We start from the raw sequence: 25,408 nt of genomic DNA, 5'->3' as shown, positions 1-25,408 counted from the left end.
CGCTGTCGGTAGCCTTTTGCACGATGTCATCCTGAACTCGCTTCAGGATCCATGCATTCGATATTAGCTAGGTGTTAGAGGTGGTAGCCTTAGCAACTATCAAAACAGCTCATTTCACCTTGCGCAAACTGAACGCACTCACTTCGCTCGCAGACGTTACATTTTGCACGATATTCACCTTGCGCAAAAGAACCGTGCTCACTGCGTTCGCTGTCGTTACAATTTTCACTACAAGAACCGGATAGTAGTCGATAGCTTTTTGTTCCTATGTGTACGATTAAGAGATATTTGCAATGCTTATTGTAATACTCCAAGTGTATGAGGGTCGCTAATTTGTAACAACTAGAATAAGTCGTCCAATTAGGAGGTGAGAGAAAGTGAAATAAAATCACTCTGATTTTATTTGAAAACTATCTAACCTTGAGTTGTTAACGGTTTAGCGCACTATTGCTATTAACTTTTAAATGTAGAGTGGTTGTAAGATGCTTACTTTATTTTCGTATAAATGATTGAAAAAAATACTTAAAATAAGGTTTTTTCCTTTCCGGGTATAAGGTTTAACTATTGCAATCACTCAACTTGAATTAAGTTTGTTTAAGAATTGATATTAATGAATAAAACTTGCTGTTGTAAATTTTAGCTTACAAAAAGAAGGGTTTTTGGTTAAATTTAAGTTAAATAAATTGTTTATTAATTCTACATTTGCGCTACATTTTGATTGGAAATTAACCAAATGACATAATAAAGGAACAAGTATGCGTAAATTAAACACACTAGCATTTGCGGTCTTGGCGGGTCTTTCAGGCAGCTGCTTAGCACAAGCTGAGCTGATGTCTGTTGACCAAAACAGTGCAATTGAAGATCAGTATATTGTGGTCTTTAAAACGCCGGCCGTTATGAATGCTTCGAGTAGTGCTGCCATTTCTAACTATGCAGCGAGTCAAGCTCAAGCTTTGAGCACTCAGCATAATGTGCAGGTCACTCAGCATTTTGATGGTGTTTTAAATGGTGTTGTAGTTACAGCTTCAAAACAGAAAGTACAAGAACTACTAAGCAATCCGAGTATTGACTACATTGAGCAAGACCAAATTGTAACTGTTACTCCAATGGTTGATGCTAGCGCAGATCAAGGCAATGCAATCTGGGGCTTAGATAGAGTCGATCAAAGAGACTTGCCTCTAAACAGCAACTATCACTATGACTTTGATGGTAGCGGTGTAACGGCATATGTAATCGATACGGGCGTTCGTATCACACACGCAGAGTTTGGTGGCCGCGCAAGCCATGGTTATGACTTTGTTGATAATGACGCAGACTCTAGTGACTGTAATGGCCACGGTACTCACGTTGCTGGGACGATTGGCGGTGGTGCTTATGGTGTAGCTAAAAACGTTAACGTAGTAGGTGTGCGTGTTTTAGGATGTAATGGTTCTGGTTCATATTCAGGGGTGATCTCTGGCATTGACTGGGTTAAGAACAATGCAAGTGGTCCATCTGTCGCAAATATGAGTTTAGGTGGTGGTGTATCTCAGGCTGTTGATGATGCTGTAAATGCAGCGGTGGCGTCTGGTGTGACTTTCGTGGTTGCCGCTGGTAATGATAACAGCAGTGCATGTAACTATTCGCCAGCACGTGCAGCAGATGCTGTAACTGTGGGCTCTACAACTAGCTCTGATGCTCGCTCAAGCTTCTCGAACTACGGTAATTGTCTAGATATCTATGCACCTGGTTCTAGCATTAAGTCAGCTTGGTATAATTCAGATTCAGCAACAAACACAATCAGCGGCACGTCAATGGCTGCACCGCATGTAGCTGGTGTTGTTGCTCTATACCTAGATGAAAATCCATCACTGACACCTAGCCAGATCGACTCTTTACTCAGTTCTCGTAGCTCTAAAAATAAGGTCAGTGATGCGAAGAGTGGTTCTCCAAATGAATTACTATTCTCGCTAGCAGACTCAACGCCACCACCTCCACCACCGCCGTTACCTGAGCTTGATGATGGTGTTGCAGTAAATGCAAGTGGAGCTAACGGTGAAGAATCAAATTATTTATTCAAAGTACCTGCGGGCAAAACCACGTTAACAGTGAAACTCTCTGGTGGTACAGGTGACGCAGATCTTTATGTCCAACAAGGTCAACAGCCGACTCAAAGCAGTTACTCTTGTCGTCCTTACAAAAGTGGTAATGAAGAAGTTTGTACCTTTAATAACCCTGTTGCAGGCGACTGGTATATCATGCTACACGGCTACAGTGCATACTCCGGTGCTAGCTTAGTCGCAAGCACAGCTGGAGATGGTGGCGGTTGTGGTAACAACTGTTTGAGCAATGGTGTACCTGTGACTAACTTGTCTGGTGCTTCTGGTAGTGAGGTTGCATATACGATTGACGTGCCAGCTAATGCGACTGTTAATGTTCAAATATCAGGTGGTTCAGGTGATGCTGACCTATATGTGAGAAAAGGCGCTGCACCAACAACAAGCACCTATGATTGCAGACCATACCGTAATGGCAATGCTGAAACGTGCAGCCTAACAAACACTGGAGGAGACGCGACGTATCACATCATGTTACGCGGGTACAATGCTTACTCAGGTGTCACATTGACGGGCAGTTACTAATATTGAAATAAAAAGGGAGCCACTGGCTCCCTTTTTATTTAATAGACTTTACAAATAAGCCCTTTAAGGTAGAAACCTTCTGGATAAAACCCCGCGATGGGGTGGTCGGCAGCTTGGTTGAGCCTTTCCATTATCATTAGGTCTTTACCAGCATCAAGTGCTGCATCTGCAACGACTTTTTGAAATAGGTTTTGGTCCATTAGGCCTGAGCATGAGAAGGTTAATAATGTACCACCGGGTTTTAATAGCTGCATAGCAAGCATATTGATATCTTTGTACCCTCTACATGCACCCGTAAGCTGTGCTTTACTTTCTGCAAACTTCGGTGGATCCATAACGATGGTATCAAACTGCCTGCCTTCATCTCGGTACTCTCTGAGCAATTTAAAGACATCTTTTTTGACAAAATCTACTTTACTGAGATCTAGATTGTTATGCTCTACATTTCTTCTGGCAGTGTCTAGTGCTGGTTGCGATACATCGACATTAATTACTTCATCACAGCCACCTCTGAGTGCGTAAAGGCTAAACGTACCGGTATAACAAAAACAATTCAGTACACTTTTACCTTTGGAGAAACGTTCTAGTGCAGCGCGGCTGTCACGTTGGTCGAGATAAAAACCTGTTTTATGCCCACCGATAATATCGACTTCCAACTTAAGGCCGTTTTCTTCAATCAGCACAGGTGCGTGTGGCGCATCTCCGTGCAACACACCTGTGATCTTCTCAAGACCTTCTTTTTTCCGTACATCTACGTCGGAGCGTTCATAGACATGACAATCGGGAAATAGTTCACGTAAAGCTGCAACAATTTCACCTTTATGCCTTTCGGCACCCGCACTCAGAAGCTGACATACCAAATAATTGTCAAACTTATCAATAGTAATACCGGGTAGTCCATCAGATTCAGCTGCGCTCAGCCTAAAGCCGGTCAGACCTCCTTCTGATATTGCATAGTCTCTTACTACTAATGCACGTGCTAAGCGGCGTTTAAAAAATGCTTGGTCAATTTGTTCGCTTTCATCGAAACTCCAGATCCGTGCGCGGATCTGAGAGTTTGGACTATATGCTGCGGTAGCCAAGTATTGCCCATCGTGACTGTAGATTTTTACGATATCTCCAAGTCCGGGTTTACCTTTGATCTTTTTAATTGCTTTGGAGAATATCCATGGGTGTTTTCTTTTAAGAGATTTTTCTCGGCCGGGTTGTAAATACAGCGCGCAAGACATATAAATTCCTTACTAAGTAGAATCCTGTCATTTTAGTGAAGGGGGTTCCAACATACAATGTGAAGCAGAAGGTTTAAGTAAAAATGATGGAAAATATGAATAAGTTTGAAGCAGCATTTAAGGAATTTATGCTTGATACACCCTTTGCTGACACGGCACATGACCTTTCGCATATACAGAGGGTTGTGAAAACTGCAAAACAGTTAGCGATAGAAGAGGGGGCCGACCTAGAGGTTGTAATACCAGCAGCTTGGTTACATGACTGTGTCGCTGTTGCAAAAAATCACCCAGATCGAGCATTTGCGTCAAAAATGGCTGCCGACAAAGCAGAACGGTTTTTGATTGAAATCGGCTACCCTGAAGACAAATTAGAAGGAATATATCACGCAATCGTTGCACACAGTTTCAGTGCGAACGTGTCGCCAACGACACTCGAAGCACAAATCGTACAAGATGCTGACAGAATGGATGCATTAGGGGCAATAGGTGTGAGCCGTTGTATGAAAGTCGGCGGCGCAATAGCTAGACACCTATATCATACCGAAGACCCGTTTTGTGAGAAAAGAGAGCCAGATGATAAAAGTTATACTATTGATCATTTCTTTGTGAAGTTGCTGCACATTGAGTCGCAGATGCATACTGAGGCGGCAAAAAAAGAAGCCCAGAGGCGCACAGAGTTTATGCAACTGTTCTTGAGGGAGTTAGGGCGTGAAATTTCGAATGACTAGGTAGAAGCTACCTAGTCATTCTTTTAACGAATACAACGACGAATAGCGCCAATGAAAAGCTGCCAATAAAAGCTTCTATGGTCGCTATTAGGCGAGTAATACCAACCGGTGTGATATCCCCATACCCTAAGGTAGTAAATGTAACAACGCTAAAATAGAAGCAATTCAGCATTGAATGAAGGTTTTGTTTGAGGGGCGCATTGGTCGAAAATTGAATAATTTCGCCGTTGTAATTAATACCCAGCATAAAATAACAAAGAGCACACAATAAAATCATACCTAAGCTAAAGCGAATTACATTTTCTGGTTTTTCCCCATATCCGCATAACATGTCGATAAAGCTCGATACTAAGCGCTTTTTTGAATAGGTTGGGTATTGTGCATGGCGCATGCGCAACTCGCTATAAGTATACTTTCCTGCCATCTCAAACAAACCCTGCTGTTCAGCACCTTTTCTTAGTAATCTGTATATCTCTTCGCTTTGTAAATATAAATCTTGCGCTTCCTCTATATTTTTTTGTTTGGTTGCCTCAATGGCTTGTTTTTCTTGTAAGAGCTTGTCGCCCAATACGAGGTTATCAATTCTAGTTGCATTCAATTTCACTCCAAGAATATTGGTGTTTTCTAACTTGCAACAGTGTAGGTTCGCATCCCTTAAGTCCGCTTTCATTAAAGATGCATTTTGAATTGTACTGTTAAAGAGGTGAGCACCGTGTAAGTTCGCTCTATAAAAGTTGCTATACGATAGGTCATAGCCGTTGTGATCATTGAACTTAACGAGGTTTAGTCCTTCCAAATTAGCTCTTTTCAGCTCAAGCCCTTGCAGTAACCCCCCTTTTTTGGCATAACGTTCGAGTTTGTGAGATAGCTCTAATCCACTTTTGTCGAATTTGGCATCGTGCCAAAAACAATATCCAGAGCCCATGTCTATTTCTTGACACTTGTGTCCATCAGGAGATGTATACTGACATTTAGGTTTATTGTTCATGGCAGCCTGTTTTTTCCGTAATAAGTATAAAGGTTAGCAGCAAATTAGATTGATAGATGAAAAAGCAATAAATTTACTATGAATTTCAATTACCAACTTAAGCTCAGTCGACGAAGAAAGACAGTTGCAATTAAAGTAAAACCGGACGGAGTTGTCGTTTATGCGCCTGAGGGGATTTGTGAAAACTGGTTACAGGGTTGGCTGAGCTCAAAGCAAAGCTGGGTTGCTCAAAAACAGCGTTTGGTAGCAGATTCTTTACCATGTAAGCAAACACCAATAGAAAAAGTGGCAATCTATGGAGAGCACTACACGGTTTGTTATGGGCATTCGTCTGGCTATATTGATCACCAATACCATTGCATCTATATAGAATCTTCAATGCAACAGCACAGAGATAACCACATTGGAGAAATATATGATTTGTTTAAGGTTGAACTTGAAGCCTATTTACATGCAAGATTACCTTACTATCAGGCTTTGATGGGGTCGGAATATAAAACCCTAAAAGTACGCTTTTATAAACGGCGGTGGGGCAGCCTTTCTAGTAAAGGTGTATTAGCTTTCAACAGTGCTTTATTGAGTGCACCTAAATGGGTTATTGATTATGTGATAGTGCATGAGCTCGCGCATTATCATGTCATGGCGCACAATCAGGCATTCTGGCGTATTGTAGGGCGTTATAATCCTGAATTTGAAAAAGCAAAGGCATATTTGAAGCAGGAAATGAAGATTATCCTGTAGATACTAAAAATGAAATGAAGATGTAAAGAAATTAAATTAAGATAAAAAGGAAGTGGTGGAGGGAGCTGGATTCGAACCAGCGAAGGCTGAGCCGTCAGATTTACAGTCTGATCCCTTTGGCCGCTCGGGAACCCCTCCATAACAGATTTTCAAGTACAAAGTGGTGGAGGGAGCTGGATTCGAACCAGCGAAGGCTGAGCCGTCAGATTTACAGTCTGATCCCTTTGGCCGCTCGGGAACCCCTCCAATTGTACTTTGTCGTTGATGGTGGAGGGAGCTGGATTCGAACCAGCGAAGGCTGAGCCGTCAGATTTACAGTCTGATCCCTTTGGCCGCTCGGGAACCCCTCCTCAACAACGGCGCTGATAATAACAAAGTTTTTGGCGAAGTAAAGAAATGTCCTAAAGTTTTTTCAAAAAATGCCGATAAATTTTCAGACTTTGAAAATTTTGGCGAAAATCCATGCAGATAGAACAATTGTTACTCAAAGAAGCGCAATTAGGCAATGCGTTGAGTTTGAGTGTCCATGAATCGCGTAGAAGCGATTTTGCTCTGCTATTAAGTGCATTATCACAAGATGCATTGGATTTTAGCCAGTTTGACTTACCACGAAGTGCTGTTGACGAAGCTGATAAGTCTGAAGAGGCATTGCGAAAAGAGTTACAAGTAGGCCCGAAGCAGCCATTGGCACCTGAAGAGTTTGATTTTTTAATCGGACAATACAACCGTTATTTTGTGAAGGATGGTGGGTTAGAAGACATCAAGCTAAATGAGTGCCTTGACCCTGAACCATTTCATATTCGTGATGATAAAACGCATATCCCTTTAAACGTCATGGAAAACCTAGAGCCGGCAGTGAAAGCAAAACTATATAAACAAAAGCATCCTGAAATTGAGGTTAAAGAAAGAGAAATAGATGCTGCCGGGTTTTATGATCAGTTGGCCAGTGGAGAAATGCAGTCTCAATTAAATGTGGCTGTATAATCGCTTTATTATGATTCTGATAAGATAGGGAGTGCTGATTAAATCTCGAAAGTGGCATTGGTGAGGTAACGCCACTTCAGGCTGAATGCAGGTTATCCGTGACATTTCTTGAACTTTTTCCCACTTAAGCAGGGACAAGGATCGTTTCGGCTTACTTTTTTACTTTCTTCAGGGTAAAGAGCGCCGTCAAGATATAGCCATGCGCCATTCTCTTTTACAAATCTGGAGCGTTCGTGCAACACGCTCAGCTGCACCCCTTCTAAATACGCTGCTTTGAATTCTACATATTGATATTGGTCATCTTGATCAGTTTCAATAACATCCAAATGAACAAACTTAACTTGCTGAGCGAACATGAGTATATCTTCGACTGTGTGCTCGCTGCGTGTTTTTGATGCATACGTATTTAAAATATACTCACATTCCTTTGTACAGTATGCACTATAACGAGAGCGCATTAGCTGTTCAGATTGGTGAGGAATAGACTGTCCTTTAATAAATGGCTTGCAGCATTGCTCAAAGGCTTGTGTGTTACCACAAAAACACATAAATGACCTATATAGTTAGTGTGTGAGCTTTGATAGTGGCAATTGAGCAAAGTCTTTAAAGCAGTACAGTGCTGTTTTAGAGTGATTTAGGCTACGATATTCAATTTGCTTTTTCGTTAAAATACCAGGCCAAGTGATGACAGCTGCAAAATTACCATTGGACAAAGCGCTATCCAGTGTGTGCTCTAAGTTTATCAGATCCTTTTGCTTAAGCACTAGTAGCTTATTAACATCAATATTGTAGCCATCTAACATAGATTTACTGAAAACCTGATCTGGTGCTATCAAAAGTGTCCAGCCGGCTTTTGAATTGCAACGATATAAGATTTTTAAAAGTTCATTACTGGTGGTTGTTTCATCGTATGCATCCAAGATATTCAAACTACTGGCATGACTAATGCTGCTCGATTGCGTTTTTACATTGGGTGTGATTGGTAACATGATTAGACCACTGATTCTTTATACAGTATGTATACAGTATTTCATACAGTGGTTTTAATCAAGTTTTATTTGGTGTTTTTTTGTTCACTTCGACTTGTTAATACCTGAAGCTACTCTGGGCTTGCCCCAAAATGCATTTGCTGATGGATTTGTTCAAATAAAGTAGCAGCATAGCACTGTGCATCTATATAACGTTTTGTTGTCAGGTGAGGGCGGACTTCATTGAGAGTACTTAATGCCGCGCTATTGCCTTGACTCTGCGCTAAGCTTAACCAAGCGACACCGTGAAAAACACTTTTAGGCACGCCTTGGCCTTTTATAAATAACAAGCCCAAATAAAATTGTGCTTTGTTATCACCAGACATCGCTGCCAATCTCATCCACTTAGCGGCAAGCGGATACTGCTTTTCTTTGATGTAATAAAGGCCTTTTTTATAAGCTTGTTCTGGATCTTGTGCCTTTGGCCAGCTGTGTTTGGGGTCTGGTTCTTGGGTGACAAATTCGAGTACATTGAATAGTTGCTGCTCGAGGTCTCCGCCATAAGCTTTTGTAGATTGATTACTTTTCATACTCTCTTCACTTATTACAACTTAGTTTTCATTGTAGCTGATTTTTAGTTTATTTGTCCGTTAATGACGAGGAAATATGGTAAAATCGCCTCCCTCGTTTCTATTTAAAATACAAAGACATGCTAGAAAAACTATTTTCTCTCAAAGCGCTACAGACCAATGTAAAAACGGAGGTCGTGGCAGGGCTCACTACATTTATTACCATGGTTTATATTGTATTTGTTAACCCGGCCATGTTGGCTGAAGCCGGGATTGATCATGGTGCAGCGTTCGTTGCCACTTGTTTAGCCGCTGCAATTGGCTGTTTTATTATGGGCTTCTTTGCAAATTACCCATTGGCTTTGGCACCTGGTATGGGGTTAAACGCATTTTTTACGTATGGTGTTGTTTTAGGTATGGGGCATAGCTGGCAAACTGCCTTGGGGGCGGTCTTCTTATCTGGGTGCCTGTTTTTACTACTAAGTATTTTCAAAATTAGAGAGTGGGTAATTCAGGCAATTCCAGTTGTACTCAAGCGTGCGATAGCAACTGGGATTGGGGCGTTTTTGGCTTTGATCGCATTAAAGAATGCTGAAATTATTGTTTCAAGCCCAGCCACTTTTGTGCAACTTGGCGATATTACCAGTCCCGGTCCATTGTTGGCCATTTTCAGCCTTTTTGTGATTACTGCACTAATGTATAGAGAGTGGAAAAGTGGTGTATTGATCAGTATTTTATTAGTCACGGTTGTCGCTTGGGCGGCAGGTTTAGTTGAGTACCAAGGCATTGTTTCTGCACCACCGAGCATTGCGCCTACGTTAGGCCAATTAGATATTGCCGGCGCATTAGAAATTACTATGCTGAGCGTGGTATTTGCTTTCTTATTTGTTGACCTGTTTGATACTAGCGGTACTTTGGTCGCAGTAACTCAAAAAGCGGGCATTGCAGATGAAAAAGGAAATATGCCGAGATTAGGGCGCGCTTTATCTGCAGACAGCACTGCGACAGTCGCAGGTTCGTTTTTAGGGACATCTACGACGACTTCTTATATCGAGTCTGTATCTGGTGTTTCTGTTGGCGGACGCACGGGGCTCACAGCTGTGGTTGTGGGCTTTTGCTTTTTACTTATGATGTTTTTTGCACCTTTGGCAAAAATGGTGCCTGCATATGCAACTGCTGGTGCAATTTTGTATGTCGCAGTTTTGATGTTGCAAAACCTGAAGCTGGTGAACTGGGACGATATGACAGACGCGATCCCTGTTAGCGTTGTTTTGTTGATGACGCCGCTAACATTCTCAATTGCACATGGGATAGCATTGGGTTTTATTGCTTACACTGCGGTAAAGCTGGCTTGCAACAAAAAAGACGATATATCCATCAGTGTGTGGGTTCTGACTGTGTTATTTATCGTCAAATTTGCGCTTAGTTGATCACCATTTCTTTTTCGGAGCGAAAAGGACGTCTAAATCGTCCTTTTCTTTTTCTGCTTTTTTCTTAACCGCAGAAGCATTCGAAGCCTTTAGTTCAACACTAATTTCGTTGAGGTAGGTCTCTAGCTGGTTCTTTTTCTCAGTTACATATTCGTCGCTATAGGTCACAGCCATTATGGTCGCATAGGCTTTTTCAAAGTACTGTCTGGCTGAGCCAACCATATTGGCTGTTTTTGCAGATAGGCCTCGTTTGATCTGGCTTTCAACGTTAATGCGTAGTTGGATCTTCTCTAAACGACGGTCTTCTTTTACAAAGACTTGAGTATCTACTTTCCCTTTACTGTGTTCAGAGCGTAAAAGTTGGCGAAGTTTTTTGATGCCTTGCACCAGCGCAATCAGCTGTTTGTCGTTGTCGGGCAATGAGACTTTATCACTGTCAGTGAGGTTAGCAGGTTCCATACTCATGCGTTCTTGAGATTCGTGCAGTCGGTTTTTAAGCTCTCTTGATGTGGGGGTGAGTTCTACCATCATGGCTAACGCATCATGAACACGTTTTTGAATCACCCTAAGCATGTCCCCAGACATAGGGATATTTGTGCTATTCACGAGAACATCTTCGGACTCTTCTATTATCCGCTTTTGTTTTGCTAGTTCTTTGCGTCTTTCTGCTTCTTGTTTCTCTTTGTGTTGCTGTATTGCACTAATCCATACAGCTATCACAACCAAAGCAACAATCAACAATATTATTATGTAAACAAACATACCCGAATCTCTACGAAAACTACCCAAGGCGATAATTTTTTATATTACATCAAACAATTGTATATTGGATAGTTTTAATAACAAGGTGTATGTAAATGAATTTGAATACACCATTTTTCAGTATAGACGTTTCTAATTCGTTTTTCTTATATGATTGCGTAATTGTTACAATTACTATCAGGCTACCAATAACTATGCTAGTCTTACAAAAGATCCGACTCGGCGTTCCGCGTAAACCAAGTCACTTATTGGATAACAACTAAAAAAATAAACAATGTTATGAAATTACAACAATTGAAATACATAGTTGAAGTACTTAATCATAATTTGAATGTATCTGCTACTGCTGAAAGTCTTTACACTTCTCAGCCAGGTATTTCAAAACAAGTACGTATGCTAGAAGATGAATTGGGTGTGCAGATCTTTGGCCGTAGTGGTAAGCACCTTACACATGTAACCAGTGCTGGTAATGAGATCATCAATATTGCCAGAGAAATTTTGTCAAAAGTTGAAGGTATCAAAGCGGTTGCAAATGAACACACTTTGCCTGATCAAGGTAAATTAAACATTGCAACGACACATACCCAAGCAAGATATGCTTTACCTCCTGTTATTCAAGGGTTTATGCAAAAGTATCCGGCTGTTTCTTTACACATGCATCAAGGTACTCCGCAGCAAATATCAGATGCGGCTGCGAGAGGTGACGCGGACTTTGCAATTGCAACAGAGGCGCTCCATTTATACGGTGATTTGATCATGTTGCCATGTTATCACTGGAATAGAAGCATTGTGGTAACGAAAGACCACCCGCTAGCGCAGCTTGGCAAGAATATTACTGTACAAGACGTAGCAAAATACCCACTCATAACCTATGTATTTGGTTTTACTGGTCGCTCTGAACTAGATAAAGCATTTAATGCGCATGGTCTTGAGCCACACATTGTATTTACAGCAACTGATGCTGATGTGATTAAGACATATGTGAGACTTGGGTTGGGCGTAGGCGTATTGGCAACCATGGCTGTTGACGATATTGCAGATAAAGACTTGGTCTGTATTGATGCCAGCCATCTGTTTGAAGCGAGCACGACAAAAATTGGCTTTAGAAAAGGTAGTTTTTTAAGAGGCTACATGTATGACTTTATAGAGCGTTTTGCGCCGCATTTGACGAAAGATGTGGTTGAAAAAGCCAGCCTTATGCGTAATCAAGATGATGTAGATGCATTGTTCGCTAAAGTCACTTTACCGGTAAAATAAAAGCCGCGTTTTGAAAAGTCTACTTGTAGACTTTCTCTTTGCGGCTTTAATATAAAAACCCAACTTGCGTTGGGTTTTTTTGTTTTAGCACTCAATAATATTTACGGCAAGACCGCCACGTGCAGTTTCTTTATATTTGGTCTTCATATCGTTACCTGTGTCTAGCATGGTTTTGATGACCTTGTCCAAAGAGACCTTTTGCTCTCCTGTACCTCGAAGAGCAAGCCTTGAGGCATTGATGGCTTTGACTGCACCCATAGCATTTCGTTCAATACACGGCACTTGTACTAATCCCCCAACAGGGTCACAGGTTAAGCCTAGGTTGTGTTCCATACCAATTTCAGCTGCGTTTTCGACATGAACGACATTGCCACCCATGATTTCAGTCAATGCACCAGCGGCCATTGAGCAGGCGACACCAACTTCACCTTGGCAACCAACCTCTGCTCCCGAGATAGAAGCATTCTTTTTATAGAGGATGCCAATGGCTGCGGCTGTCAGTAAGTAACGTGTTGCAATTTCGATATCAACTTCTTTGATGAAGGTGTGATAATACATCAATACGGCTGGTAATATACCGGCGGCACCGTTAGTCGGTGCGGTGACGACTCGTCCTCCAGCTGCGTTCTCTTCATTTACGGCAAGGGCAAATAAATCAACCCAGTCCATTGCTCGAAGCGGATCGTTGCTGTTTTCTACATTGAGTTTAAGATATAGGCTCGGTGCTCGGCGTTTTACTTTTAATCCACCAGGAAGGATCCCTTCGGTACGCATTCCCCTCTCTGTACACGCTTTCATCACTTGCCAAATATTGAACAGCTCTTGTTTTATTTCACTTTCACTGCGAAGAGTTTTTTCATTAGCCATCATTAATGCAGAAACACTTAGCCCAGTTTCCTTACAGATGTTTAAAAGCTCCTCAGCTGTATCAAATAAATAGGGCGCTGGGTTTTGTTCTCGCACATCAAGTGCAGCTTGCTTTTCTGCTTCAAAATCTTGATCCGTGACAATGAACCCACCGCCAATTGAATAGTAGATCTGGCTATGTAAAAGTGTCTCACCTTTATATGCTTGGATTTCCATGGCATTTGAATGCTTCGGCAGTGTTTTTCGACGGTGAAATACAACAGCGCCTTGCTTTGGGAAATCAGCTTTATGTTTTTGATCAAGATAGATTACTTGCTCTTGCTCAATTTTTTCGAGTATTTCTGGAACAAGATCTGCGTCGATGGTTTCGGGATCATGGCCAGCAAGGCCTAATATGACAGCTTTACCTGAACCATGGCCGATCCCTGTTTGACCAAGGGAGCCAAATAATTCGACTTTGACAGAAGTGACGTCGTCAATTAATTTACTATTTTGTAGATCTTTGACAAAAAGACGCGAAGCGCGCATTGGACCAACAGTATGGGAAGACGATGGCCCAATACCGATGCTAAACATATCGAATGCACTAATCATAAAATTTACTCATCATTGCCTCTGAACGGGCGCACATAATAACGTTAATTATTGCAGAAGTAACCCGTTATTGAACGGAAATTTGACAATTGTAATGAGTTTATGAAAGCGACTTGGTTAATTTTTTTATTATGCTTGCTGTGGCCCCCCATAAAAGACCATGCGATGTCATGAATCCATTGATATTTATGGTGTTGCCACGGATTTGGCAAGGGTAGCTCCGCCATTGTTTAGGGTCCATTAAAGCGCTTAAAGAAACCGTAAATACGCTGTCGACTTCACTACTTGTTTGTTGCCACGTGGCGGAGTTTTGTACTAGAGCTACGACCGGAGTAATATGAAATCCGCTCAAGGAGCTATGCGTTGGCAGCTGTCCAAGCGTTGTGACTTGCTCTCTATCAAGGTTAATTTCCTCGAAGGTTTCTCTTAGGGCTGTATCTTCAACTGAGCTATCATGCTGCTCTACTTTTCCGCCAGGAAAACAAATTTGGCTTGGGTGTGCTCTTAGGCTGGCGTTGCGTTTACAAAGCAAGATGTGCGCACAGCCTTCTACTTCAACTAGCGGCACCAAAACGGCACTTTGAACTCCCTGTAATGTTGTACAGGAGGTTGCAAAAGGTGACAGTCTAAAGCTACTAATTAAATGGTCGAGTTTCATTGCAGTATTGGTAAAATTTTATTGACCTTGTGATAAGTTTCTTGATACTCAGCTTCTAGCTCAGAATCGGCGACAATCCCACCTCCTGCCCAGCAATGGATTGTTTGCTTCTCACATACCAATGTGCGAATTGTAATTGAAGTATCCATATCACCACAGGCGCTTAGGTAGCCTATAGAACCACAGTACGCACTTCTGCGATGAGGTTCAAGTTCTTCTATTATCTCCATCGCTCTAATTTTCGGAGCTCCTGTGATCGAGCCGCCAGGAAACGCAGCGTGTAATTGGTCCACCGCCTTTTTACCTTCTGCGAGTTCACAAGTTACAGTGCTGACAAGATGGTGAACAGCTGGGAAGCTTTCTATGTCGAATAATTTAGGCACGCTGACGGAACCTGGCTTGGCAACTTTACCTAAGTCATTGCGAAGTAAGTCAACGATCATAACGTTTTCAGCACGATCTTTACTGCTATTTTTTAATTTGAGCGCCTGTTCAATGTCAGCTTGTTGGTCAGGCAAGCGAGGCAATGTCCCTTTTATTGGTTTTGTTTCAACTTTCCTTTGGCGTACAGAGATAAACCTCTCCGGAGATACAGAAACGATTGCTGCATCATTACCTAAATTGAAATAAGCAGAAAATGGCGCCTGATTGTGTTGTCTTAATTTTTTATAGGCTGCCCATGGAGAGCCTCGAAACTGCGCACTGAACCTCTGCGCTAGGTTAATTTGATAACAATCACCGCTTAGTAGGTAGTCTTGAATGCGCTGAAACTTATTTTGATATTCCTGCTTGGTCATATTAGATTGCCAATCGCTACACAATTCAAAGTGATGTTGCTCGGCATTGTCCGCAATTAAGGTCATATAATGTTCAAGACGATTCACCTCTGGCTGAGATACATAAAACCATTGCGCCTGTTTATTGTCGTAAATCAGGGCGTCAAGATAGAGGCCAGCAGACATGTCGGGAAGCGAAATATCTGAATTGGCATGCGCGGGTAATGATTCTATGTACCGGCCTAAATCGTAACCAAAATAGCCAAGCCATCCGCCGCAAAAGGGCAGTGCATGAATGCGTTGTGGACAAAGAGCATCTAAATGATGTTGTAGTATTTCAAATACACTCTGTTGTTGTTCGACACCATCTATATAAACAGTCCCGTTTTTAGCTTCTAGTACATGTACTGGCGCAAAGCTAATAATGTCAAATCGACTATTCTCGTGCGCTGCGTCACTAGAATCTAAAAGAATAGCGTGATGTTGAGTTGCAATTTGTTCAAAAACTTCAACGGTTGAGAGTGAAATGTCAACGGCAATGCAATTATTCTGTGCATTTATCATTTACTTGACCCTGAAAACTAGCCCGAAACGGGCGAGGAGGTTATCATAATTAGAAATGAATCTATAGAGTAGTGAAGTGATAACTCATATACCATATTCATACTGGAGTTTAGTTGAGCATAATAGGGGCACCCATATATTTTGTGACTTACTCGCAGTGTTACTGGTTATTCGTTAGCATATTACTACTTATCAAGAACATGCCATTTAGTTAGATTAAGTGGCTAATAAAGGAACCGTCATGAGCATTATCCGTCAGCAAGATTTTATTGATAGCATTGAAGATGCATTACAATATATCTCTTTTTACCATCCTCTTGATTTTGTGCAAGCATTAGAAAAAGCTTACAACAATGAGCAAAGCAAAGCAGCTAAAGATGCAATTGCACAAATCCTGATCAACTCGCGGATGTCAGCCGAAGGCAAGCGTCCACTTTGCCAAGATACAGGTATTGTTACCTGCTTTGTAAAAGTGGGCATGGACGTAAAATGGGACAAAACGGATTTAACTGTACAACAGATGGTTGATGAAGGCACACGTCGCGCATATACAAACCCAGACAATCCATTGCGTGCTTCAATCGTTGCAGATCCTGCTGGCAGCCGTAAAAATACAAAAGACAATACGCCATCAGTGGTACATGTGGATTTAGTCCCTGGTGCTGAGGTTGAAGTGATGATCGCAGCTAAAGGCGGTGGTTCTGAAAATAAAACTAAAATGGCGATGTTAAACCCGTCGGATGATGTAGCAGCTTGGGTTGAAAAAACGTTACCAACGATGGGGGCGGGCTGGTGTCCACCTGGCATGATTGGTATTGGTATTGGCGGAACAGCAGAAAAAGCGGCTGTATTGGCGAAAGAATCGCTAATGGATCCTGTTGATATTCATGATTTACAAGAGCGTGGTGCTGAGACAGCGGAAGAAAAGCTACGTTTAGAAATCTTTGAAAGAGCGAATAAGCTAGGTATTGGTGCTCAAGGTCTTGGTGGCTTGACGACGGTTGTTGATGTAAAGATCAAAACAGCACCGACTCATGCAGCATCAAAACCTGTAGTTATGATCCCAAACTGTGCGGCTACTCGTCACGTACATTTCACGCTTGATGGGTCTGGTCCTGCAGATCTTAAAGCGCCAAAATTAGAAGATTGGCCAGAAGTAACATGGGAAGTGGGTGAAGATACGCGTCGCGTAAACTTAGACACATTGACTAAAGAAGACATCCAAGATTGGAAGATGGGTGAAACTGTATTGTTATCCGGTAAAATCTTGACAGGTCGAGACGCCGCGCACAAACGACTGCAAGAGATGATTAATTCAGGAGAAGGCTTACCGGAAGGTGTGGACTTTACCAATAAGTTTATTTATTACGTTGGCCCTGTTGATGCAGTGGGTGATGAGGTCGTAGGTCCTGCTGGCCCGACAACTTCTACGCGTATGGATAAGTTCACTGACTTAATGTTAGAGAAGACAGGTCTTGTTGGAATGATAGGCAAAGCAGAGCGTGGCCCTGCAACTGTAGAGTCTATCAAGCAAAACAAGGCTGTATACTTGATGGCCGTAGGTGGTGCTGCTTATTTAGTTGCGAAAGCGATTAAGAAATCTCGCGTTGTTGCTTTTGAAGATTTAGGTATGGAAGCAATTTATGAATTTGAAGTGGAAGATATGCCTGTAACAGTAGCTGTAGATAGTGAAGGTGCAAATGCACATACTCAAGGGCCTGCTATCTGGAAAGCAAAAATTGAAGAGCTTGATAGTAAATTAAGCTAATTACTGCAAAGGGCAGGCTGTTCTAATCTCAGCCTGCCGATGCTACTGTTATTAGCACATTTGACTACCTGGAGTTATTTTTGCACATCGAGGAGTACCTGTAATCCCAGGGATCCCCGGAGGACCACCAGTCCCGCCTGCAACAAACATGGTTTTATCTAGTCTGACATTATTATCCGAGAGTGTCTTAAGTTCTTTTTTTACTAATTTAACTTTCACTTAAATATCCTTTTGAACTTTTAATTTTATTATTAAATTTGCCGATATGGTATTTTGTATATTATATACAACGCGTGATGAGTCAACAGGTTACATATGAAACATTTAATAGTTTAAAATACTGAGTAAAATTGAAGCATATTTGGCGTGTAAATTTATACTTACAAGGGATGCTTTGTTTACGTTTACGTAAACAGAAAGCGTGAGTTAAAAAGGTATTTATAATTAAATATGTTCATAAGTTAATCTATATTGGATTAAACCTTCCATTTGGCTGTTTATGTTGGATTGTTTATGTGAGATGGTGAGGTGTTCGGCTTAGATCATCTCATTTGCTGGATTGACTAATGGGTTAATGGTAGAGTCAGGCCAATTTCAGCGCTATCTGACAGGGTCAGACAATAATCGGAGAATAATCAAAGTGGCTGTATTTAACCAAGTTGAATTTGATAACCATGAACAAGTTGTGTTTTGTTCTGATGAAAAATCGGGTTTAAAAGCGATTATCGCAGTACATAATACTAAATTGGGTCCAGCTGTAGGTGGTTGTCGCCTATGGGATTATGCAGAAGACCAAGATGCAGTTTACGATGTTTTACGTCTTTCAAAAGGCATGACATATAAAAATGCTGTGGCACGTCTTCCGTTCGGAGGCGGCAAGTCGGTGATCATTGGCGATGCAAAAACAGTCAAATCTGAAGCATTATTCAGAGCATTTGGAAAACACTTAGAAAGACTAGGTGGTAGTTATTATTCTGCAGAAGATGTAAACATCACAACGGGTGATGTGATGATGATGCATAAAGAAACCAATTATGTACTTGGTCTTGAAGGGAAAAGTGGTAATCCTTCACCATTTACCGCGCTAGGTACGTTTTTGGGTATCAAAGCAGCTTATCAACACAAGCATGGTCATCAGGACCTATCCGGTGTAAAAGTCGCTGTTCAAGGCTTAGGTGCTGTTGCGTATAGTTTATGTAAGTACTTACACGAAGCTGGTGCACAGCTTTTTGTAACAGACATCAATGAAGCATCTGTAGCGCGCGTAGTGAACGATTTTAACGCAACCGCTGTGTCAATTGACGAAATCTACGACCTAGACGTAGATGTCTATGCGCCTTGCGCTTTAGGGGCGACTGTAAATGATGAAACAATCCCTCGTATCAAAGCCTCAATCATTGCTGGCTGTGCTAACAACCAATTAGCGGAACCGAGACATGGTGATGTGCTGCGTGAAAAAGGTGTTCTTTATGCGCCTGATTACGTTATCAACGCGGGTGGCATCATTAATGTTTATTACGAGACAAAACCAGAAGGTTATGATGAAGCACTAGCAACAAAGCATGTTGAAGGCATTTTCGATACGCTGGCGGAAATATTCAAGCGTTCTGATGATGAACAAAAATCTACCCATGTTATTGCGGATGAGCTTGCATTAGAAATCATTGAAAATGGACTGTGATAGATTAGTATTGCAGCTATAATAGAGGGCGATTATCGCCCTTTTTTTGTTGCTGTATTTATGAAAAAAATAAATCTAACTACTTGGGAACGAGCTGAGCATTTTCAGTTTTATCAGCAGTTCGATGACCCAAACTTCAATATTGTCACTTCACTTGATACTCATTCTTTATATGCAGATGCACAGGAGGCAAAGCTGCCTTTTTCCGATTGTTATCTATACTGCTTAACACAAGCACTGAGAGTATGTGATTTTATGCGTTTGCGAATTGTGGACAACGCACCTGTAGAAGTTGATGACGTAGCAATTAGTAGTACATTCTTAGCTGAGAACAAAACTTTCAGATTTATTTTGTTAGAAAACTGCGATTCAATTGATGAATTTGTCACAAAGAACCAAGCTAATAAGCAGCGAGGGCTAAAACAGCGATTACTAAATGAAGAATTTATCTCTCAAAGTGATGCTGTCGATCGAGTTTATGTTTCTATATTACCTTGGTTTGAGGTATATGGATTCAAGCATGCTCGTCATAATGGGGATAATTTAGGCATCCCTAAAGTTGTTTTTGGTAAATTTAACAAAGAGAAAAATAGCTTGTCTGTATCAATAGAGGTACATCATGGATTGGTGGACGGGTATCATTTATCACTGTTTTTAGATGAATTCCGTCGTCAGATCATTGCGTTATGTGAATATTTACAAAGTAAAAAAAATTTTGGGGGCTGATAATATTGTGTTATATGCAATTCTTTTTTCCTGCGAAAATATTCTAACGCAATGAAAAATAAAGCCAAACCGATGATTTTAAATGTAGATGGAAATAAGACTTGGTTAATTTTTAACTGTAATAAATTGTTAATTAAGTTGCTTTGTGTATGAAAAGTAAGTGATTTAAGTTTTTTTTCTTTGTTTTGTTGTTAATGCAATGTTTTATTTCAAGTTATTAGAAGTACTATCACAAAATTAGTTTTAAACATGAAGTTGACATGGGCAAATGCATTTAGCATTATTGCACGGTTGATACTTCTAAAAAGGTATCCGGGGTACTCTTCTTTAGTTGAGTGCAAAAATTATAAAAGTAACATTACTTAATTGGTTGGGAACTATGTCTGTTAAAATCAGAAAGAGTCTTGTAGCTTCAGCGTTATTTGGCGCGGCAGCATTTGCAAGCAGCAATGTGATGGCAGATCCTTTGAATGACATACAGAAAGTAGGTCAGCAAACTCAAAAGGCTGCTCAAAAGTCTCAAGAAAAAGTTGATAAAATTTACGGTCAGTCTATCGATATGATTGCTGAATATCGTACTACTGTAGATGAAACAGAGCTTCTAAAAGTATACAACGACCACGTTGCACGTTTGGTAGCGGACCAAAATGCAAATATTGAGTCTCTAGAGCGTCAGATCGCAACAGTTGATAAAACTAAGCAAGACGTTGTGCCTTTGATGTATCGCATGATTGATACACTCGAGCAATTCATCAAAGCGGACGTCCCGTTTGATACAGAAAAGCGTTTAGAGCGTGTTGAAAGACTACGTGAAACACTATCTAACGCAAAAGTAACCACTTCTGAGAAATATCGTCAGGTACTTGAAGCATACACAGTTGAAACTGCTTACGGTACTGCAATGACAGCTTCTCAAGGTTCACTGGAAATCGACGGTAAAAATATCAACGTTGACTTCGCACGTCTAGGTCGTATTGCATATGTTGCTCAGTCATTCGATCAAAAGAATGCATGGGTTTGGGACAACAGTGCAAAGCAGTGGCAATCACTAGGTGAAGAATACCTTAAGCCTATCAAAGACATGATCCGTATCGCACGTGGTCAGGCTGCCCCTGAACTAGTTAAACTTCCTATTTTCGGCGCGGAGTAATAAAACATGAAGAAGCTATTTAAAGGTTTTGCAGTTGCTGCAGCATTAACAGTTTCTGCTGGTGCCGCGTTGAATGCACATGCAAACACTGAAGCACTAGACAAGATCCTTGAGCAAGTTAAACAGAACCGTATCTCTGAAGGTAAAATTAACAAAGCTCGTGAGCAAGAATTCTTGTCTGATCGCGCTGACAAGCAAGCGCTATTAAACAAAGCTAAGCGTGACCTTGCTGCTGAAAAAGCACGTGGTGAGCGTCTTAACAAGCAATTCAAGCAAAACGAAGTAACACTTTCTGAGAAAGAAACTGAGCTAGTAAACGCACAGGGTACTCTTGGTGAGATGTTCGGTGTGGTACGTCGTTCAGCGGCAGATGCTATCGGTTCAATCGAAGCGTCAATCGTAAGTGCTGAAAAGCCAGGACGTGCAGAAGTTCTTCGTTCTCTAGCAGCAGCTAAAGAGCTTCCAACTACACGTGAATTAGAAGAGCTTTGGATTGCTTTCCAAACTGAAATGACTGAATCTGCTAAAACATCTACTTTCGAAGCTGAAGTAGCTGAACTAAGCGGTGACATCAATGTTAAGCCTGTTACTCGTATCGGTAACTTCAACCTAATCACACAAGATGGTTACGTTGTTTACGATGCAGAGAACAAATCAATCGTTCCTCTAGGTAAGCAGCCTGCATCAAACGTTGTTGCTACAATTGGCGATCTTCTTAACACGCCTGCAAGCAGCTATGTACCTTTCGTTGTTGACCCAACTCGTGGCGCAATTCTTCGTCTAAACACGCAGAAAGCAACACCAGAAGAGCGTTGGCACCAAGGTGACACGGTTGGTTACATCATCACTGCATTGTTAGCACTAGGTGCACTAATCGCACTTGTACGTTTTGTTGACCTTATGCTTGTTGGTGCGAAAATCAAATCGCAAATCAAGAATGCGAACAACCCAAGTGACAACAACCCTCTTGGTCGTATCTTGAAAGTTTACCATGACAACAAGAACCAAGACGTTGAAAACCTTGAGCTTAAACTTGACGAAGCAATTCTACGTGAAACGCCTCGCATCGAAGCTGGTATCAACATCATCAAGATCCTTGCTGCTATCGCACCGCTACTAGGTCTACTAGGTACGGTTGTTGGTATGATCTTAACGTTCGAATCAATTACTCTATTCGGTACTGGTGATCCGAAGATCATGGCAGGTAACATCTCTCTAGCACTTGTTACAACAGCTCTTGGTCTAATTGCTGCGCTACCACTAATCCTACTTCACGCTATTGTAGCTGGTCGTAGTAAATCAATCCTACACGTTCTTGACGAGCAAAGCGCGGGTATCGTTGCTGCGCACGCGGAGAAGGAGAAAGCATAATGCTAGTCCTGGTGGAGACGTGGGAATCTATCAGGGATTTTGTTGCTACAGGCGGCGACGTACTGTTCGTTGTCGCGATGGCACTCTTTCTTATGTGGGTATTAATGATTGAGCGCTATTGGTTCCTATTAGTTGAATTCCCTAGAATGCATAAGGGGATTGTAGCTAAATGGGATGCCCGCCAAGATACTACATCTTGGTACGCACACAGAATCCGTGAAGCATGGGTTTCTGAAGCGTCTGAAAAATTAGATGAGCGTATGTTGATTATCAAAACATTGGTTGCAATGTGTCCATTAATCGGTCTACTAGGTACAGTTACAGGTATGATTTCGGTATTCGAAACCATGGCTACACAAGGTACTGGTAACCCGCGTTTGATGGCGTCAGGCATTTCAATGGCAACGATACCAACAATGGCTGGAATGGTTGCGGCACTATCTGGTGTATTCTTTAGCACTCGCCTAGAAGCGAGAGCAAAAATGGCTAAAGAAAAACTTATCGATAGCTTGCCACATCACTAGAGAGAGATATAAATATGGCACGTAAACAGCGTTTTCGTGAAGAAGAAGAAGCAGCAGTAGATATGACGCCGATGCTTGACATCGTATTCATCATGTTGATCTTCTTCATCGTAACTACCTCTTTTGTTAAAGAGGCAGGCATTGAAGTTAAAAAGCCAAAAGCTGCACAGGCTCAAACTAAGAAAAATGCAAACATCTTCATCGCTATCCGTGAAAACGGTGAGATTTGGATGGACAAGCGTCAAGTCGATGTTGAGCGTGTAAGCGCTAACCTTGAGAACCTATTGGCTGAACAACAAACTGAGACTGTCATTATCCAAGCGGATAAAGGCGCTAAGCACGGTGTTGTTGTGAAGGTAATGGACCAGATCAAGGCAACTGATGATGGACTGAAGATTTCAATAGCTGGAGCTAAGTAATGATTCGATTTCTGTTTTCACTTCTCGCAGGTGGGGCAGTAACTTTCGGCTTATTCTTCTTTATGTCTTACCTCATCTCCGGTGGAGCTGAGAGGGCAGACAACCAAAAAGAAGAGATCATAGTCGAGATTATGTCGAATCCGCCTGAATCAGATGTGCAGGAGAGGAAGCGTGTGCCGCCTCCACCTCCTCCACCGCCTAAGCAGCCGCCTAAACCGCAGCCGCCACAGCCAGAGACTTCAAACCCTGCTGCTGGTGCAATTGGTTTTAACATGCCTAGCATCAGTATTGGTGGTACGGCAGGTGGTCTGAGTGGCCCGGGTGATTTCGGTCGTGATGGTGAAGCAACACCTATCGTTCGTATTGAACCTAAATACCCACCGCAAGCAGCGCGTGATGGTAAAGAAGGCTGGGTACAGCTTGAATTTACTATCAATGAGCTGGGTGGCGTAGAAGATATTAAAATTATTGCAGCTGAACCTAAGCGTATCTTCAACCGTGAAGCGCAACGTGCACTTCGTAAGTGGAAGTACAGACCAAAGATTGTTGATGGTAAACCTCAGAAACAATTTGGTATTCAGGTTCAACTAGATTTCAACCTTAACCAGGACTAAGGAGTAAGATATGAAGCAAATGTCAAAAGCAACAGCTCTTGCTCTGATGATGTCTCTAGCGGGCGGTGCACTTAGCACCGCTGCGTTTGCAGCGCCAGATCCGGCAAAGATCGAAGCGCGCAAAAATGCTAAGACTAAAGTTATGGGTGAGCGTGTTGGTAAAAAGGTCATTAAAGCTTTCGACCTTTACAACGAAGACAAAGTTGATGAAGCCATCACTTTACTTCTTGATATCGATGCATCTGACGATTTTGATAAGGCTACGGTAAATCGTTACTTAGGTAACCTTTATGCTCAAAAAGAAGAGTATAAAACGGCTATCAAGTATATTCGTCAAGCAGTAGCGCCTGACGTACTTAACTTTAAAGATCATGCTGATCTTATGAAGTTACTCGGTGACCTATTAATTGGTACTGAGCAGTATGAAGGTGCTAAAAAGGCCTATTACGACTGGATGGACTTTACGGGTGAACAAGACCCTAAAGTTTATGGTCGTATTGCTCAAGCAAACTATGAGCTTAAAAAGTTTGCTGATGTGATTGAGCCTGCTGACCAAGCGATTGCTCTAAATAAAGAAGAGCCTAACAAGTCTTACTACATGCTAAAAATCGGTTCATACTTTGAACTGAAGCAGTATAAGAACGCTGTTAGTGTTGCTGAAACGCTTGTTAAAATCTTCCCGGAAGATAAGCAGGTTTGGACTCAACTTGGTTCATTCTATATGCAAACAGAACAGTACCGTAAAGGTCAAACTGTGATGGAAATTGCATATGATAAGGGCTATTTTGAGAAAGAGAACCACTACAAGATCCTTGGTAGTTACTACTCATTGAATGAGATCCCTTATAAAGCGGCTGCTACGTTTGAAAAGGCGATCAAAGACAAGCACATTGAGCGTACAAAGCAAAATGTGACTGCGACGGCAAGTTACTTCCACCAAGCGAAGAACATTGACAAAGCAGCAAAGTACTACGAAGAAGCAGCAAAGTTTGATAACGACCCAGAGATGTACAGAAAGGCTGGTAGCTTATTGCTACAAGACCTTCAGTATGCAGCGGCTGTTGTTCGTTTAAACAAAGCACTTGATCTTGGCTCGAAGAAGAAGGGTACTATCTACTCTGATTTAGCCGAAGCTTATCTTTATCAAGAGAAGTACAAGCAAGCATACCGTGCAATTATTGAGGCTCAAAAAGATCCTCAAACTCGCAGGTTTGCTCGCAGCTGGGCTGCATTCATTAAAGAAAAAGCACAGCGTAAAGGCATCAGTCTTTAATTTAAAAGCCCCGACAGGGGCTTTTTTATTGCTTGTTACTAAAGTTTGATTCAAAACATATTCATGTCGAAAAGTTTGCGTAAACTATGCCATGCATTCCTTTGTGAAAGTGATCTCTTTAAATAATTACTCACGCCATATGGTAA

The 25,408-nt window shown here is 41.6% G+C and carries 25 protein-coding genes and 3 tRNA genes; 15 read left to right on the top strand and 13 right to left on the bottom strand.

The features are described from left to right. Positions 1–755: 755 nt before the first annotated feature. Positions 756–2,621, top strand: coding sequence for a S8 family peptidase (locus tag MHN81_RS03750; protein WP_023402273.1), 1,866 nt, complete (start codon positions 756–758; stop codon positions 2,619–2,621). Positions 2,622–2,659: 38 nt separating this feature from the next. Here MHN81_RS03750 and MHN81_RS03745 read toward each other — a convergent pair whose 3' ends face one another. Then, a complete protein-coding gene (locus MHN81_RS03745) occupies positions 2,660–3,850 on the bottom strand; it encodes a class I SAM-dependent methyltransferase (protein ID WP_239425053.1) in 1,191 nt (396 codons plus the stop codon). Between the two features lie 95 nt (positions 3,851–3,945). Between MHN81_RS03745 and MHN81_RS03740 the strand changes: the two genes are divergently transcribed. After that, positions 3,946–4,578 (top strand): HD domain-containing protein, encoded by a 633-nt coding sequence (locus MHN81_RS03740; RefSeq protein WP_231105442.1) that lies wholly within the window; start codon positions 3,946–3,948, stop codon positions 4,576–4,578. A 7-nt stretch (positions 4,579–4,585) separates the two neighbouring features. Here the strand turns inward: MHN81_RS03740 and MHN81_RS03735 are convergent, their stop codons facing one another. Further along, positions 4,586–5,566, bottom strand: a complete 981-nt coding sequence (locus MHN81_RS03735) for an ion channel (RefSeq protein ID WP_023402270.1) — start codon at positions 5,564–5,566, stop codon at positions 4,586–4,588. 78 nt (positions 5,567–5,644) lie between these two features. Here MHN81_RS03735 and MHN81_RS03730 point away from each other — a divergent pair, with 78 nt between their 5' ends. After that, positions 5,645–6,307, top strand: a complete 663-nt coding sequence (locus tag MHN81_RS03730) for a YgjP-like metallopeptidase domain-containing protein (protein ID WP_023402269.1) — start codon at positions 5,645–5,647, stop codon at positions 6,305–6,307. Between the two features lie 53 nt (positions 6,308–6,360). Here the strand turns inward: MHN81_RS03730 and MHN81_RS03725 are convergent. The 3 genes from MHN81_RS03725 to MHN81_RS03715 form a co-directional block, all read right to left on the bottom strand. Then, positions 6,361–6,445: transfer RNA gene (locus tag MHN81_RS03725), tRNA-Tyr, on the bottom strand. A 23-nt stretch (positions 6,446–6,468) separates the two neighbouring features. Beyond that, positions 6,469–6,553 (bottom strand) — tRNA-Tyr (locus MHN81_RS03720). Between the two features lie 19 nt (positions 6,554–6,572). Beyond that, positions 6,573–6,657 (bottom strand) — tRNA-Tyr (locus MHN81_RS03715). Positions 6,658–6,769: 112 nt separating this feature from the next. On the opposite strand from MHN81_RS03715, the gene MHN81_RS03710 reads away from it, so the two are divergent. After that, positions 6,770–7,291, top strand: a complete 522-nt coding sequence (locus MHN81_RS03710) for a VC2046/SO_2500 family protein (protein ID WP_023402268.1) — start codon at positions 6,770–6,772, stop codon at positions 7,289–7,291. A 92-nt stretch (positions 7,292–7,383) separates the two neighbouring features. On the opposite strand, the gene MHN81_RS03705 is transcribed toward MHN81_RS03710, so the two are convergent. From MHN81_RS03705 to MHN81_RS03695, 3 genes are all read right to left on the bottom strand, one after another. Beyond that, on the bottom strand, positions 7,384–7,839 hold the full coding sequence (locus MHN81_RS03705) for a YchJ family metal-binding protein (RefSeq protein WP_023402267.1): 456 nt from the start codon (positions 7,837–7,839) through the stop codon (positions 7,384–7,386). A gap of 15 nt (positions 7,840–7,854) precedes the next feature. Next, positions 7,855–8,280, bottom strand: a complete 426-nt coding sequence (locus MHN81_RS03700; protein ID WP_023402266.1) for a SulA-like leucine-rich domain-containing protein — start codon at positions 8,278–8,280, stop codon at positions 7,855–7,857. Positions 8,281–8,390: 110 nt separating this feature from the next. Beyond that, the gene (locus MHN81_RS03695; protein ID WP_023402265.1) at positions 8,391–8,849 is read right to left on the bottom strand and encodes an SEL1-like repeat protein; all 459 of its coding nucleotides are present in this window, start codon (positions 8,847–8,849) and stop codon (positions 8,391–8,393) included. 119 nt (positions 8,850–8,968) lie between these two features. Between MHN81_RS03695 and MHN81_RS03690 the strand changes: the two genes are divergently transcribed. Beyond that, positions 8,969–10,258, top strand: a complete 1,290-nt coding sequence (locus tag MHN81_RS03690; protein WP_239425052.1) for an NCS2 family permease — start codon at positions 8,969–8,971, stop codon at positions 10,256–10,258. Here MHN81_RS03690 and MHN81_RS03685 read toward each other — a convergent pair whose 3' ends face one another. Beyond that, positions 10,259–11,020 (bottom strand): hypothetical protein, encoded by a 762-nt coding sequence (locus MHN81_RS03685; RefSeq protein ID WP_023402263.1) that lies wholly within the window; start codon positions 11,018–11,020, stop codon positions 10,259–10,261. 279 nt (positions 11,021–11,299) lie between these two features. Between MHN81_RS03685 and cysB the strand changes: the two genes are divergently transcribed. Then, a complete protein-coding gene (gene cysB / locus MHN81_RS03680) occupies positions 11,300–12,277 on the top strand; it encodes an HTH-type transcriptional regulator CysB (RefSeq protein WP_023402261.1) in 978 nt (325 codons plus the stop codon). An 84-nt stretch (positions 12,278–12,361) separates the two neighbouring features. Here cysB and MHN81_RS03675 read toward each other — a convergent pair whose 3' ends face one another. From MHN81_RS03675 to pabB, 3 genes are all read right to left on the bottom strand, one after another. Then, complete coding sequence (locus MHN81_RS03675; protein ID WP_023402260.1) at positions 12,362–13,738, bottom strand: L-serine ammonia-lyase; 1,377 nt, start codon at positions 13,736–13,738, stop codon at positions 12,362–12,364. 100 nt (positions 13,739–13,838) lie between these two features. Beyond that, positions 13,839–14,396: a CoA pyrophosphatase gene (locus MHN81_RS03670; RefSeq protein ID WP_023402259.1), complete on the bottom strand. Its 558-nt coding sequence runs from the start codon at positions 14,394–14,396 to the stop codon at positions 13,839–13,841. Continuing rightward, a complete protein-coding gene (pabB, locus tag MHN81_RS03665; protein WP_023402258.1) occupies positions 14,393–15,736 on the bottom strand; it encodes an aminodeoxychorismate synthase component I in 1,344 nt (447 codons plus the stop codon). The genes MHN81_RS03670 and pabB overlap by 4 nt, the downstream gene beginning before the upstream one ends. A 241-nt stretch (positions 15,737–15,977) precedes the next feature. Between pabB and MHN81_RS03660 the strand changes: the two genes are divergently transcribed. Continuing rightward, the gene (locus MHN81_RS03660) at positions 15,978–17,504 is read left to right on the top strand and encodes a fumarate hydratase (RefSeq protein ID WP_239425051.1); all 1,527 of its coding nucleotides are present in this window, start codon (positions 15,978–15,980) and stop codon (positions 17,502–17,504) included. Positions 17,505–17,555: 51 nt separating this feature from the next. Here MHN81_RS03660 and MHN81_RS03655 read toward each other — a convergent pair whose 3' ends face one another. After that, entirely contained in the window at positions 17,556–17,723 is a 168-nt protein-coding gene (locus MHN81_RS03655; protein WP_023402256.1) for a hypothetical protein, read from the bottom strand. 421 nt (positions 17,724–18,144) lie between these two features. Here MHN81_RS03655 and MHN81_RS03650 point away from each other — a divergent pair, with 421 nt between their 5' ends. The 8 genes from MHN81_RS03650 to MHN81_RS03615 all read left to right on the top strand — a co-directional run bounded on the left by MHN81_RS03650 (position 18,145) and on the right by MHN81_RS03615 (position 25,262). Next, a complete protein-coding gene (locus MHN81_RS03650) occupies positions 18,145–19,185 on the top strand; it encodes a Glu/Leu/Phe/Val dehydrogenase (RefSeq protein WP_023402255.1) in 1,041 nt (346 codons plus the stop codon). 60 nt (positions 19,186–19,245) lie between these two features. Then, positions 19,246–19,911 (top strand): CatA-like O-acetyltransferase, encoded by a 666-nt coding sequence (locus MHN81_RS03645; protein ID WP_023402254.1) that lies wholly within the window; start codon positions 19,246–19,248, stop codon positions 19,909–19,911. Positions 19,912–20,290: 379 nt separating this feature from the next. Then, positions 20,291–21,061: a DUF3450 domain-containing protein gene (locus tag MHN81_RS03640; RefSeq protein WP_023402253.1), complete on the top strand. Its 771-nt coding sequence runs from the start codon at positions 20,291–20,293 to the stop codon at positions 21,059–21,061. Positions 21,062–21,067: 6 nt separating this feature from the next. After that, positions 21,068–22,432: a MotA/TolQ/ExbB proton channel family protein gene (locus tag MHN81_RS03635; RefSeq protein WP_023402252.1), complete on the top strand. Its 1,365-nt coding sequence runs from the start codon at positions 21,068–21,070 to the stop codon at positions 22,430–22,432. After that, positions 22,432–22,956 (top strand): MotA/TolQ/ExbB proton channel family protein, encoded by a 525-nt coding sequence (locus MHN81_RS03630; RefSeq protein WP_023402251.1) that lies wholly within the window; start codon positions 22,432–22,434, stop codon positions 22,954–22,956. Before MHN81_RS03635 ends, MHN81_RS03630 begins: the two co-directional genes overlap by 1 nt. A gap of 14 nt (positions 22,957–22,970) precedes the next feature. Continuing rightward, on the top strand, positions 22,971–23,375 hold the full coding sequence (locus MHN81_RS03625) for a biopolymer transporter ExbD (protein ID WP_023402250.1): 405 nt from the start codon (positions 22,971–22,973) through the stop codon (positions 23,373–23,375). Next, positions 23,375–23,989 (top strand): energy transducer TonB, encoded by a 615-nt coding sequence (locus MHN81_RS03620; protein ID WP_023402249.1) that lies wholly within the window; start codon positions 23,375–23,377, stop codon positions 23,987–23,989. The genes MHN81_RS03625 and MHN81_RS03620 overlap by 1 nt, the downstream gene beginning before the upstream one ends. Before the next feature lie 10 nt (positions 23,990–23,999). Further along, positions 24,000–25,262: a hypothetical protein gene (locus MHN81_RS03615; protein ID WP_023402248.1), complete on the top strand. Its 1,263-nt coding sequence runs from the start codon at positions 24,000–24,002 to the stop codon at positions 25,260–25,262. Positions 25,263–25,408 lie beyond the last annotated feature (146 nt).

The organism is Pseudoalteromonas sp. Of7M-16 (genome assembly GCF_022347805.1).
Lineage (GTDB): Bacteria > Pseudomonadota > Gammaproteobacteria > Enterobacterales > Alteromonadaceae > Pseudoalteromonas > Pseudoalteromonas luteoviolacea_F.
The sequence above is the reverse complement of the archived record's forward strand: the minus strand, read 5'-3'. Positions and strand labels throughout refer to the sequence as shown.